The sequence below is a fragment of the Bradyrhizobium sp. 22 genome (genome assembly GCF_000482425.1).
Lineage (GTDB): Bacteria > Pseudomonadota > Alphaproteobacteria > Rhizobiales > Xanthobacteraceae > Bradyrhizobium > Bradyrhizobium japonicum_B.
In genome coordinates this window covers 537,661-550,215 of the sequence record NZ_KI519399.1, presented here as the reverse complement: position 1 = coordinate 550,215, position 12,555 = coordinate 537,661, and the positions used below count along the sequence as shown (strand labels likewise).

At 65.8% G+C, this 12,555-nt stretch carries 12 protein-coding genes; 8 read left to right on the top strand and 4 right to left on the bottom strand.

The features are described 5' to 3' along the window. Positions 1-46: 46 nt before the first annotated feature. Entirely contained in the window at positions 47-568 is a 522-nt protein-coding gene (gene fabA / locus K410_RS0103935; protein WP_028133632.1) for a bifunctional 3-hydroxydecanoyl-ACP dehydratase/trans-2-decenoyl-ACP isomerase, read from the bottom strand. A gap of 385 nt (positions 569-953) precedes the next feature. On the opposite strand from fabA, the gene irrA reads away from it, so the two are divergent. Beyond that, the gene (irrA, locus tag K410_RS0103930; protein ID WP_028133631.1) at positions 954-1,445 is read left to right on the top strand and encodes an iron response transcriptional regulator IrrA; all 492 of its coding nucleotides are present in this window, start codon (positions 954-956) and stop codon (positions 1,443-1,445) included. Between the two features lie 137 nt (positions 1,446-1,582). Here the strand turns inward: irrA and K410_RS0103925 are convergent, their stop codons facing one another. Continuing rightward, positions 1,583-2,110 (bottom strand): SH3 domain-containing protein, encoded by a 528-nt coding sequence (locus K410_RS0103925; protein ID WP_028133630.1) that lies wholly within the window; start codon positions 2,108-2,110, stop codon positions 1,583-1,585. 324 nt (positions 2,111-2,434) lie between these two features. On the opposite strand from K410_RS0103925, the gene K410_RS0103920 reads away from it, so the two are divergent. Continuing rightward, positions 2,435-3,436, top strand: coding sequence for a 2-hydroxyacid dehydrogenase (locus K410_RS0103920; protein ID WP_028133629.1), 1,002 nt, complete (start codon positions 2,435-2,437; stop codon positions 3,434-3,436). Between the two features lie 25 nt (positions 3,437-3,461). Here the strand turns inward: K410_RS0103920 and K410_RS0103915 are convergent, their stop codons facing one another. Beyond that, complete coding sequence (locus tag K410_RS0103915) at positions 3,462-4,265, bottom strand: HesA/MoeB/ThiF family protein (RefSeq protein ID WP_028133628.1); 804 nt, start codon at positions 4,263-4,265, stop codon at positions 3,462-3,464. Between the two features lie 221 nt (positions 4,266-4,486). On the opposite strand from K410_RS0103915, the gene K410_RS0103910 reads away from it, so the two are divergent. Continuing rightward, on the top strand, positions 4,487-5,848 hold the full coding sequence (locus K410_RS0103910) for a serine protease (RefSeq protein WP_028133627.1): 1,362 nt from the start codon (positions 4,487-4,489) through the stop codon (positions 5,846-5,848). Between the two features lie 368 nt (positions 5,849-6,216). Then, complete coding sequence (locus K410_RS0103905) at positions 6,217-6,960, top strand: ParA family protein (protein WP_028133626.1); 744 nt, start codon at positions 6,217-6,219, stop codon at positions 6,958-6,960. A gap of 217 nt (positions 6,961-7,177) precedes the next feature. Here K410_RS0103905 and mutM read toward each other — a convergent pair whose 3' ends face one another. Further along, positions 7,178-8,077 (bottom strand): bifunctional DNA-formamidopyrimidine glycosylase/DNA-(apurinic or apyrimidinic site) lyase, encoded by a 900-nt coding sequence (mutM, locus tag K410_RS0103900; RefSeq protein ID WP_028133625.1) that lies wholly within the window; start codon positions 8,075-8,077, stop codon positions 7,178-7,180. An 81-nt stretch (positions 8,078-8,158) separates the two neighbouring features. On the opposite strand from mutM, the gene ubiE reads away from it, so the two are divergent. From ubiE to dut, 4 genes are read left to right on the top strand one after another with little or no spacing between them, the layout of a single operon-like run. After that, positions 8,159-8,920, top strand: a complete 762-nt coding sequence (gene ubiE, locus K410_RS0103895) for a bifunctional demethylmenaquinone methyltransferase/2-methoxy-6-polyprenyl-1,4-benzoquinol methylase UbiE (RefSeq protein WP_028133624.1) — start codon at positions 8,159-8,161, stop codon at positions 8,918-8,920. Further along, positions 8,917-10,491, top strand: a complete 1,575-nt coding sequence (ubiB, locus tag K410_RS0103890; protein ID WP_028133623.1) for a 2-polyprenylphenol 6-hydroxylase — start codon at positions 8,917-8,919, stop codon at positions 10,489-10,491. The genes ubiE and ubiB overlap by 4 nt, the downstream gene beginning before the upstream one ends. 56 nt (positions 10,492-10,547) lie before the next feature. After that, a complete protein-coding gene (gene coaBC, locus K410_RS0103885) occupies positions 10,548-11,999 on the top strand; it encodes a bifunctional phosphopantothenoylcysteine decarboxylase/phosphopantothenate--cysteine ligase CoaBC (protein WP_028133622.1) in 1,452 nt (483 codons plus the stop codon). Further along, the gene (gene dut / locus K410_RS0103880; protein WP_028133621.1) at positions 11,996-12,454 is read left to right on the top strand and encodes a dUTP diphosphatase; all 459 of its coding nucleotides are present in this window, start codon (positions 11,996-11,998) and stop codon (positions 12,452-12,454) included. The genes coaBC and dut overlap by 4 nt, the downstream gene beginning before the upstream one ends. The last annotated feature ends 101 nt before the right edge of the window (positions 12,455-12,555 follow it).

The window sequence follows — 12,555 nt, the reverse complement described above, 5'->3', positions numbered from 1 at the left end:
CCTCGCCCTGCTCGTTGTCTTCTCGTTGTCTTCGTGATGATGCGCGTTAGCCCAAGCTCGTGCCCTGCTTGAACAGGCCGACCTTCAGGTCCTTGGCGCGATAAATAATCTGATCATCGACCGAAAGCCACCCGTCGGCGATACCGAGCACCAGCTTTGCGCGCATCACGCGCTTGATATCGACCTGATACACGACCTTGCGCGCCTCGGGCAGCACCTGGCCGCTGAACTTCAGCTCGTTGAGGCCAAGCGCGCGACCGCGACCCTCGCCTCCGATCCAGCCCAGATAGAAGCCGACCATTTGCCACAGCGCGTCGAGGCCGAGGCAGCCGGGCATCACCGGATCGTTCTTGAAGTGACAGCCGAAGAACCAGAGGTCGGGCTTCACATCCAGCTCGGCGCGCACCAGCCCCTTGCCGAAATCGCCGCCATCTTCGTTGATCTCGGTGATGCGGTCGAACATCAGCATCGGAGGTAACGGCAGCTGGGCATTGCCCGGGCCGAACATCTCGCCGCGGGCACAGGCCAGCAGATCTTCGTATTCGTAACCGTTGCGCCTGTTCAGCATGCACGAGCCTCTGTTTGAATTCCGATTGAGCGGCGTTTTTGGCGAAATGGGCCCCGTCGGTCGGAGAGCAACGCCAATTGCCACCGTCAGGCGCGGCTCCCGCATGCCCCGAATGGATTGCCGGCCGAGCCCCCATGCCCGGCTGCGCCAAGATCGGCTAAGCGGAACCGCGCGCTCTCTAACACAGGCCAATCGGGTGGCAAAGTGCGTCCATGAAGGTAAAATGACGCGATCCCGGCCCGGTTCCAAGACCGATTGGACCTTGAAGACTCATTAGGCCTTTCAAGTCTGATTAGAACCTCTCTAGTTGCGAGAAACTTGCATCTGCATCTTTCTGTTCTTATATTGCAGAGAGATATCGTTCACGCGTGCCTGAAATCTGGAAATGACCGAGAACACCGCGTCCCATCACGACGACGACGTCCACGCCGCGGCCCTCTTGTCCGGGCGTCAGCCGGCTTTGACCGGCTGCCCCTGGCACGACGTCAATGAAATGCTCCAGTCCGCGGGGCTCCGTCCGACGCGCCAGCGCATGGCGCTGGGCTGGTTGCTGTTCGGCAAGGGTGCACGCCATCTGACGGCCGAAATGCTCTACGAGGAGGCGACGCTGGCCAAGGTTCCGGTGTCGCTGGCAACCGTCTACAACACGCTGAACCAGCTCACCGATGCCGGCCTGCTCCGCCAGGTCAGCGTCGACGGCACCAAGACCTATTTCGACACCAACGTCACCACCCACCACCACTACTACCTCGAGAACAGCCACGAGCTGGTCGACATCGAGGACCCGCATCTGGCGCTGTCCAAGATGCCGGAGGTGCCGGAGGGTTACGAGATCGCCCGCATCGACATGGTCGTGCGCCTGCGCAAGAAGCGCTGAACTCGTCCTAAGACCGAACTGAGATCGTCATGGCCGGGCTCGTCCCGGCCATCCACGTTTTTGGACCAGGCGTGAAGGGCGTGGATGCCCGGGACAAGCCCGGGCAGGACGTTGGAGCAACACCTCGCTATGTGGCGTCAGTTGACCTGCTCGTCCGAATACACGCCCCAGAGGCGCTCTTGCTGGATCCAGCCGTCGAAACCGTTGCCGGTGACGCGGCACCAGTTTGCGGCGCACTTCTTCACCTGCGTGACGACGCCCGCCTGGAGCCTTGCAGCAACCGCACTGTCGGGATCGGCCCGATCGTAGATCGGGGCGAGCTCATCCTTGTGCTTCATGGTGACCACCGCGGTACGGCGGCCCGAGAGCAGCGAGTGGTAGACCCACCCTTCGGCGCCCTCGGAATCGCGCACTCGGCGCCAATTCTCGAACTCGGCGGTAATTTCGACCGGCAGGCCGGCGCGGGTATAGACCCAGGCCACGTCATTGTCCTTGGTCGGGCCGGCGCGAACATTGACGTGATCCGACTTGAGGCTGACGTAACGCGGCACCGGCAGGCCGCTGGAGGTCTGCGGGGTATCCTTGGCCGAATGCGAGGGACCGACCGAGGCGCTCCACCAGGCGCAGACAAGCGCCATCACCGAACAAAAACGCCCCAACGCCATCAACCCGTCTCCTGTCGAAGACCCGGCCTTGCCGGACCCTCACCCCGAAATTCCAAATCCTGCCGCGTCGATCCCGACCCGCCCCACGCCGGTGTTCCCCAGGCCTGGCCCGTGGTTCTTGTCTTGGCCCGGCCTTCTGCTAGAGAGGACGGGCACTTGAACAACCAGTTTGCCCCGATTTTCCGGCCGGAAATCTCGGGAGAGCTTGAAGGAAACGCCGGGGACGGACACGGCAAGGGCAGTGTCGAACAACCGGGTTAATGAGACCTCAACGGCCTGCCTTTGGCGACAGAGGCGGCCTGCGACGCCTCATGAGAGCAGGACATGTCGGTGAAGAAGAAGCCCCTCGTCGTGGTGACGCGCAAGCTGCCGGATTCGATCGAGACGCGGATGCGCGAATTGTTCGACGCGCGGATCAATCTCGAGGACACACCGATGTCCACCGAGCAGCTTGCCGAAGCCGCGCGCACCGCCGACGTGCTGGTTCCCACGGTCACCGATCATGTCAGCGCCGACATCGTCAACCAGCCCGACTGCAAGCTGCGGCTGATCGCCAATTTCGGCAACGGCGTCGACAATATCGACGTCGCGGCCGCGCACGCCCGCGGCATCACCGTCACCAACACGCCGAAGGTCCTGACCGAAGACACCGCCGACATGACCATGGCGCTGATCCTCGCCGTGCCGAGGCGGATGATCGAAGGCGCCTCGATCCTGACCGAAGGCAAACCCTGGGCGGGCTGGTCGCCGACCTGGATGCTCGGCCACCGCATCGGGGGAAAACGCCTCGGCATCATCGGCATGGGCCGCATCGGCCAGGCGGTGGCGCGCCGCGCCCGCGCCTTCGGCCTGCAGATCCACTATCACAACCGCCGTCCCGTCGCGCCCGTCATCGCCGAGGAGCTTGGCGCGACCTATTGGGAAAGCCTCGATCAGATGCTGGCGCGGATGGACATCATCTCGGTGAACTGCCCGCACACGCCGGCGACCTATCATCTGCTCTCGGCGCGGCGGCTGAAGCTGATCCGGAAGGACGCCTATATCGTCAACACCGCGCGCGGCGAGGTCACCGACGAGGACACGCTGATCAAGCTGATCGAAGGCGGCGAGATCGCCGGCGCCGGCCTCGACGTCTACGAGCACGAGCCCGCGGTCAACCCGAAGCTGGTGCGGCTCGCCAAGGCCGGCAAGGTGACGCTGCTGCCGCATATGGGCTCGGCCACGATCGAAGGTCGCGTCGAGATGGGCGAGAAGGTGATCATCAACATCCGCACCTTCCTCGACGCCCACAAGCCGCCGGATCGCGTGCTGCCGAGCATGCTGTGATCGCGCCGTCCGGTGCGTGCGACAATCAGCTGCGATGGGCGCCGAGATCGGCGACCACGGGCCCGTCGCCGTTGAGCGGATTGGCCGGATCGCGCGCATAGCGCAGCGTCTCGAAGCGCATCGCGCGCGCATCGATCATGAGGAGGCGGCCGACGAGGCCGTCGCCGAAGCCGACGATCTCGCGGATCGCCTCCAGCGCCATCATCGAGCCGAGCACGCCCGCCAGCGCGCCCATGACGCCGGCTTCGGCGCAGGCCGGAACGGTGCCGGGCGGCGGCGGCTCCGGAAACAGGCAGCGATAGGTCGGGTTGAATTCACCCTGCCCATTGCGCTCATGCGCGCGAATGGTGGTGAGCGAGCCGTCGAAGGTGCCGAGCGCCGCAGTGATCAGCGGCCGCCTGGCGAAGAAGCAGGCGTCGGAGACGAGGTAGCGCGTCGCGAAATTGTCGGAACCGTCGAGCACGAGATCGTAGTCGCCGATCAGGCTGAGCGCATTGTCGGCGTTCAGCCAGGTGGGGTGGCCGACGAAGCGAACATGGGGATTGAGCGCCGCGATCCGCTCGGCGGCGCTCTCGACCTTGTGCTGGCCGATATCGGGCGTGGTGTGAATCACCTGGCGCTGCAGGTTCGACAGCGACACCACGTCGTCGTCGACCACGCCGAGCGTGCCCACGCCGGCAGCGGCCAGATACATCAGGGCCGGCGCGCCGAGGCCGCCGGCGCCGATCACCAGCACGGAGGACCGCTTCAGCGCGGCCTGGCCCGGGCCGCCGACATCGCGCAGCACGATGTGGCGGGCATAACGTTCGAGTTCGTCCGGGCTCAGCATCGTCTTTCGTCTCTCCTACCGAGCCATCGCTCCATCCGCTCCTGGCGAGGAGCGCTGACGCGCGTCTCGAACCATGCAGGCCGGGGATCTCGCCTTCGGCTGCTCCTCAGAATGAGGTCTGAGCTCGTGGCCTCTATGGCACCTGAACCAGCCCAACATTGTTCGCGACCAACGAGATGTGCTTCAATGGCATTGCGTTCAATGGGCTGGCTGGATTTGTCATGAGATCGATGCTTGCGGCAACCCTCGTGTTTGCGGCCGCCACGGCTGCGAACGCCCAGATGACGGCGCCGCAGATCCCCGGCACCAAGCCGAAGACGGTTCAGACCGTGCCGATCCAGCCTCCGGCGATGCAGACGCCGTCGGCGACGGCGGATGCCATGGCAAAAGCCGAGCGGCTGGCGCTGCAATCCGACCTCGCCTGGGTCGGCCAGTACAACGGCGCCATCACCGGCGACGTCAGTGAGCGCATGGTGAACGCAATCAAGGAATACCAGAAGGTCAAGGGCGGCAAGCCGACCGGCGTGCTCAATCCGCAGGAGCGCGCCGCGCTCGCCGAGACGGCACGAAAGAAGCAGGACAGCGTCGGCTGGAAGATCGTGACGGAGCCGACCAGCGGCGCCCGGCTCGGCATCCCCTCCAAGCTGGTGCCACAGCAGGCCAGCGATGCCAACGGCTCGAAATGGACCTCGCCGACCGGAACGGTGCAGGTGGTTCTCAGCCGCCGCAAGGAGGCGAACCCGACCTCGGCAAAGCTCGCGGAGCTCGAGAAGGAACCGTCCGGGCGCAAGGTCGATTACACCGTGGTGAAGCCCGACTTCTTCGTGCTGTCGGGCTTGCAGGGCCTGAAGAAGTTTTACGTCCGCGGCACCTTCAAGGGCGACGAGGTCCGCACGATGACGATCCTCTACGACCAGGCCACCGAGAACATTGTGGAGCCGGTCGTGATCGCGATGTCGAGTGCGTTCAATGCGTTCCCGTCGGGACCGCAGGCCGGGCCGCCGCCGCGCAAGACGGTCGAATACGGCACCGGCATCGTCGTCAGCGACGACGGTGCCATCGTCACCGACCGCCTCGTCACCGACGGCTGCCTTGCGATCACGATCGCCGGTCATGGCAATGCCGACCGACTCGCCGAGGACAAGGAGCACGATCTCGCGCTGCTGCGCATCTACGGCGCACGCGGCCTGAAGCCGCTTAGCCTGGCTGCCGGCGCGGCAGCGAAGACGAATGTCGATGTCGTCGGCATCGCCGATCCCCAGAGTCAGGGCGGCGCGGCCGGCGTGTCGGTCGTCAAGGGCGCGCTGGCGCCGGTCTCGAGCAGCAATTCCACGCTGTCGCCAGCGCCGGCGGTCGGATTCTCCGGTGCTCCGGCGATCGATGGCGACGGCAAGTTCGCCGGCATCGCGCTGCTGAAGCCGGCCCTGGTGGCGGGACCTGCGACATCGGTGGCGGCCTCGCAGGCGGTGATGGTGTCCGCCGAGAGGGTACGGGATTTCCTGAGGGTGAACGGCGTCACTGCGAATGGCTCGTCGACAGAGGCGAAAGCCGCCGTCGTGCGCGTAATCTGCGTGCGGAAGTAGAACGCGCTGCCGACGTCTCTCTTGTCCCGGACGCGGTGCGGCATGAAATGCCGCTCCGCTCAGCCGGGACCATGCGTCCGCAAACACCGTGCAAGTGGCTTCTGGGCCCCGGCTCTGCAGCGCATCGCTCTCGCGCTGCGCTTGGTCCGGGGCATGACCCACCACCTTACGTACGATTACTGCTCCAGTAATGGTACGGATTCGCTGACATTCCCTATTTCGCCATCATCGTTACTGCTGATTCGGACCTCCGCGATCCCCTTTTGGATCGGGCCGGCACGTCCTGAGCGAGAAGAGCTCAGCATCGAGATCGATGCACGTTCGCGTGGCGTATTCCTGACCCAAGCACTCCAAAGGATTGATCTCACATGCACACGATCGTACTGGCCACCCAAAAGGGTGGCAGCGGCAAGAGCACGCTTGCCATCGGCCTCGCGCTCGCAGCCAAGCAGGCCGGCTTCACCGTCCGCCTGATCGAGACCGACCCGCAGGGCACTCTGTCCAACTGGCAACGCCGCCGCAGCGCCGATGATCTCGTCGTCGAGCCGATCTACCATGCCGCCGACATCGAGCCACGCCTGAAGATGCTGGCTGACAGCGGCCTGCAGCTCGCGATCGTCGACACCGCCGCCGGCCTCAGCGCCGCCACCACCGCTGCGATCCGCCATTCCAATCTCTGCCTGATCCCGGCCCGCCCGAGCGTCGCCGACATCGAGGCGACGGCCTCAACGCTCAGCGTCGCGCGTGCCTGGAAGCGGCCCTACAGCTTCGTGCTGAACCAGACGCCGATCCGCGGCCAGCGCATCGACAACGCCGCGGGCGCGCTCGCCGAGGAAGCTTCGCTCGATCTGGCTGAGGTGCTCGCGCGCCCCCTGATCGCGATGCGCAACGACCACCAGGACGCGCTCGCCAGCGGCCTTGCCGTGAGCGAGTTCGCGCCGAGCGGCAAGTCGGCGGACGAAATCCGCGGCCTGTGGCGCTGGATCGCGGCCCGGCTCGAGCTCGAAGCCACGACCAACGTTTTGATCGACCAGGTGATGTCGGCCGCGGACGACATACTGCATGTCGCCGCCGATCTTGCGGCGGACGAGACCACGACACTGGCGTCCTGAGCGGGGCATCGCTCGGACGGCAGCCGGCCCTTCACCATCCGGAAGGGCCTCAGCGACGAAGCAATCCGGTCACCAGCCCGGCCGGATTGCTTCGCTTCGCGTTCCGGGCAAGATGTCTTCGTAGCCCGGATGAAGCGCAGCGCAATCCGGGACGTCTGCATCCCGTTGCGCGAAAACCCCGGATTACGCTGCGCTCCATCCGGGCTACGGCGCTACATCACTTCTGACATTTCGGACACCAGAACGTCGAACGCCCGTTCTGGGTGAATCGTTTCACCGTCCCACCGCAACGCGGCGTCGTGCATTTCTCGCCTTCGCGGTCATAGACTTTGAACGAATGCTGGAAATAGCCGAGCTCGCCGGAGGTCTGGCGATGATCGCGCAGTGACGATCCGCCGGCCTTGATGGCGTCGTTCAGCACGGTGTGGATCGCGCCGACCAGTCGCTTCGCATGATCGGTCGGCTCGCCTCCGCCGACGCCCTTGCGGCCCTTGGTCGCCAGCGTCGCGGCGATCCGGCGCGGCGACAGATGCGAGCGATGCAGTGCCTCGCAGACATAGATGTTGCCGAGCCCGGCCACCACGCGCTGGTCGAGCAGCGCCGCCTTCAGGCTGGTGGTCTTGCCGGCGCAGGCGCGCGCCAGCATCGCGGCATCAAATTCGTTGCCGAGCGGCTCGGGACCGAGCCCACGCAGCAACGGCTCGTCTTCGAGCGCGCCACGCGCGATCACTTTCATGTAGCCGAAGCGGCGCGGATCGTTGAACACGATGTCGGCGCCGGAGGACATCCGAAACAGCACGTGGTCGTGCGCGGAGTCCTTGCCCCGCGGATAGTGAAATTCGCCAGGCACGGCGTCGTTGTCCGGCTTGATGACACGGAACGAGCCCGACATGCCCAGATGCATCAGGAGCACATCGCCCGAGGCAAGGTCCGCCATGAGATATTTTGCCCGGCGGCCGAGCCCCGTGACGACCTGCCCCTGCAGCCGGGCCACGAAATCCGGCTGGAACGGAAAGCGCAGGTCCGGCCGGCGAGCCTCCGCCTTGAGGATCTTCGCGCCCTCCATGACGGGCTGAAGGCCGCGGCGGACGGTCTCGACTTCGGGCAATTCAGGCATGGTCAGGCATTCACCTTATGAGGGCGGTGTGATAGCGCCATTGCGGCGGGCGCGCTATGGTCCGCCCAGTGGAGTAGAGTAATGGATCGGCCGGGCGAAACCACGCATTTTGGCTTCAAGGATGTCCCGCTCGGGGACAAGCAGACGCTGGTGAACGACGTGTTTCACAGCGTGGCGTCGCGCTATGATCTGATGAACGACCTGATGTCCGGCGGCCTGCACCGGGTCTGGAAGGACATCATGATCACCGCGCTCGACCCACCCAGAAGCGACCGGCCGTTCGCATTGCTGGACGTTGCCGGCGGCACCGGCGACATCGCGTTCCGCGCCGCCAAGGCGGCCGGCCCCGGCTTCCATGCCACCGTCTGCGACATCAACGCGGACATGCTCGCCGTCGGCCGCGAGCGCGCCGTCAAGCGGCATCTCGACACCCGGGTGGATTTCGTCGAAGGCAATGCCGAAGCGCTTGGCTTCGCCGATCGCAGCTTCGACGCCTATACGATCGCTTTCGGCATCCGCAACGTGCCCCGGATCGACCTGGCGCTGCGCGAGGCCTATCGCGTGCTCAAGCCCGGCAGCCGCTTCCTCTGCCTGGAATTCTCCACCGTCGAGATGCCCGGGCTCGATCGTCTTTATGACCTGTTTTCGTTCAAGGTGATCCCGCCGCTCGGCCGCATGGTCACGGGCGATGCCGAATCCTACCAATATCTCGTCGAATCGATCCGCAAGTTTCCCAAGCCTGCCGCGTTCGCCGACATGATCCGCGACGCCGGCTTTGCCCGCGTCGGCTGGCAGACACTGTCCGGCGGCATCGTCGCTCTGCATTCGGGCTGGCGTTTGTGATCTCTGCCTTCACCCACATTTCGCGCCTGATCCGCGCCGCGTTCGTGTTTGCCCGCGAGGGCGTGTTCGGTTCGGTCGATCCGAGCCTGGTGCCGCCGCCGGGACAACTCGCGCTGAAGCTGGCCCGCCTCGTCGAACGGCGCGGCGCCAAGCACGGCCCACGGATCTCGCGCGCGCTGACGCGGATGGGCCCGGCCTATCTCAAGCTCGGGCAATTCCTGGCCACGCGCCCCGACGTCGTCGGCGTCATCATGGCCCGCGACCTCGAAAGCCTGCAGGATCGCCTGCCGCCGTTTCCACAGGACGAAGCCGAGGCCGCCATCGCGACGTCGCTGGAACGGCCGCTGAAGGACATCTTCGTGACATTCGGCCCGCCGGTTGCGGCGGCCTCGATCGCGCAGGTGCATCGCGGCGAAGTCCTGCATGACGGGATCCGCAAGTCGGTCGCGGTCAAGGTGCTTCGGCCGAACGTCGCCGCGCGCTTCCGCCGCGATCTCTCCGACTTCTTCTTCGTCGCACACAAGGCCGAGACCTACTCGGCGGAAGCGCGGCGGCTGCGCCTCATCGAGGTCATCAACACCATGTCGCGCTCGGTCGCCATGGAGATGGACCTGCGGCTGGAGGCGGCCGCGCTGTCGGAGATGGCGGAGAACACGCGCGACGATCCCGACTTCCGCGTGCCAACCGTCGACTGGGACCGCACCACGCACAACGTGTTGACGATGGAGTGGATCGACGGCATCGCGCTGAACGATCACAAGCGGCTGGAAGAGGCGCGCGTCGACCTGCCCGATCTCGGCCGCAAGGTGATCCAGAGCTTCCTGCGCCATGCGCTGCGCGACGGTTTCTTCCACGCCGACATGCATCCGGGCAATCTGTTCCTCGATGACGCCGGGCGTCTGGTCGCGGTCGATTTCGGCATCATGGGCCGGCTCGGCATGAAGGAGCGGCGCTTCCTCGCCGAAATCCTGCTCGGCTTCATCACCCGGGATTATCGCCGCGTCGCCGAGGTGCATTTCGAGGCCGGCTACGTGCCCGCGCATCACTCAGTCGAGAATTTCGCACAAGCCATCCGCGCCATCGGCGAGCCGATCCACAACCGCACGGCGGAAGAGATTTCGATGGCGCGGCTATTGACGCTGCTGCTCGAGGTTACCGGCCTGTTCGACATGAGGACGCGGCCCGAATTGATCCTGCTCCAGAAGACCATGGTCGTGGTCGAAGGCGTGGCGCGCGGCTTCGATCCCAGGCTCGACATCTGGAAGGTCGCCGACCCCGTGGTGCGCGAATGGATCGAGCGCAATCTCGGACCCGTCGGCCGGGTGCAGGGCGCGCTCGCCGGGACCGGAGACCTGGCGCGCGTGCTGATGCGCCTGCCGGAGATCGCCGAGCGGTCGGTGAAGGTGCTGGAGCAGCTCGAAAGCATGACGCGGGACGGCATCAGGCTGTCGCCGGAGAGCATCGCCGCGATGGGACGTAGCGAGGGCCGCAAGAACCGTTGGCGCACCGTAGCGCTCTGGATCATCGCCGCGACCTTCATCGGCATCCTGATCGCCGTCCGGAATCTGTGATTGCACTGCAATCACTAGAATGATAGCATCGCTATCATTCCGTGCTGGAGGGCGCCGTGGCAAGCCTGACCATCCGCAAGCTCGACGACACCGTCAAAACCTATTTGCGGCTGCGCTCCGCCAAGAATCGCAGATCGGTCGAGGAAGAAGTCCGGGTCATCCTGCGGGAGCTGATCGAGGGCCGCGAAGAGCCGCTGACGCCCTTTTCGGCGCCGCCGGCCGCATCCACCGCCCCGACGCCGCAACGCACCGGCGCCGTTCCCGAAGCCAGCGTCACCCTGATCATCGGCGGCGGCATCGCCGCCTATAAATCACTGGACCTGATCCGCCGGCTGAAGGAGCGCCGCATCGAGGTGCGCTGCGTGCTGACCAAGGCGGCCCAGCAATTCGTCACGCCGCTGGCAGTGAGCGCGCTGTCGCATGAGCGCGTCTATACCGACCTGTTCGACCCGCAGAGCGAGTTCGACGCCGGACACATTCGTCTCGCGCGCGACTGCGACCTAATCGTGGTGGCGCCGGCCACCGCCGACCTGATGGCGAAGATGGCCAATGGCCATGCCCACGATCTCGCCAGCGCCATCCTGCTCGCGACCAACCGCAAGGTGCTGCTGGCACCGGCGATGAATCCGCTGATGTGGAGCAACGCGGCCACGCGCCGCAACGTCACGCAGCTTCAGCGCGATGGCGTGGTGCTGTGTGGACCCAATTCCGGCGAGATGGCGGAGGCGGGCGAGGCCGGCGTCGGCCGCATGTCCGAGGCGATCGAGATCGCCAATGCCGCCGAACGGCTGCTGCGGCCGCCGGTGCCAAAGCCGCTCGCCGGCAAGCGCGTGCTGATCACCGCAGGCCCCACGCACGAGCCGATCGATCCGGTGCGCTACATCGCCAACCGCTCCTCCGGAAAGCAGGGCTTTGCCATTGCCGCGGCCGCGCAGGCGGCCGGCGCCGAGGTGATCCTGGTGAGCGGCCCGGTCGATCTCGACGATCCCGCCGGCGTCACCGTCAAGCACGTCGAATCGGCGCGGCAGATGCTGGAGCAGGTGCAGGCCGCGCTGCCGGCCGACATCGCGATCTTCGCGGCCGCGGTCGCCGATTGGCGTGTCGCCAACGAGGGCGAGCAGAAGCTGAAAAAGACTTCCGCCGGCATGCCGCCGCTGCAGCTGGTCGAGAACCCCGACATCCTCGCCACGATCTCCAAGCTGACCGACCAGCGCCCGCCGCTGGTGATCGGCTTTGCCGCCGAGACCGAGCACCTCATCGACAACGCCAAAGCCAAATTCGCGCGCAAAGGCTGCGACTGGATCGTCGCCAACGACGTCTCTCCCACGACCGGCGTAATGGGCGGCGATCGCAACACGGTCCACCTGCTCAGCCGCAAGAACGGTGCGAAGGACGGCGAGATCGCAGTTGATTCCTGGCCGGTCATGACCAAGGAACAGGTCGCCATCGAGCTGGTCGCGCATATCGCGAAAAGCGTGACCGACAAATCCCGGGAGCCGGCATCTTGAGCACGAACGTCATGGTCGAACTGCAACGTCTCGCCCACGCCGAAGGCCTGCCGCTGCCGGCCTACCAGACCGCCGAGGCTGCCGGGCTCGATTTGATGGCGGCGGTGGCGGACGGCGCGCCGCTGACGCTCGCACCCAGCCAATACGCGCTGGTGCCGACCGGGCTTGCGATCGCGTTGCCGCCCGGACACGAGGCGCAAGTGCGGCCGCGCTCGGGGCTTGCCGCCAAGCACGGCGTCACCGTGCTGAACTCGCCGGGCACAATCGACGCGGATTATCGCGGCGAGATCAAGGTGATCCTGATCAATCACGGCACAGAGCCATTCGTGATCAAGCGCGGCGAGCGCATCGCCCAGCTGGTGATCGCGCCCGTGGTGCAGGCCGCGCTGGTTCCCGTCGCCACCTTGTCGGCCACCGATCGCGGCGCCGGCGGCTTCGGCTCGACCGGCCGCTAAGGCGCGGCGATCTCAGCCGAATCATCCCGAAGGCCGACGTGCGCTGGAACAGCACAGCCGGCATTTTTTAGGGACCGCTTTTACGTTCACGATCTGGACTC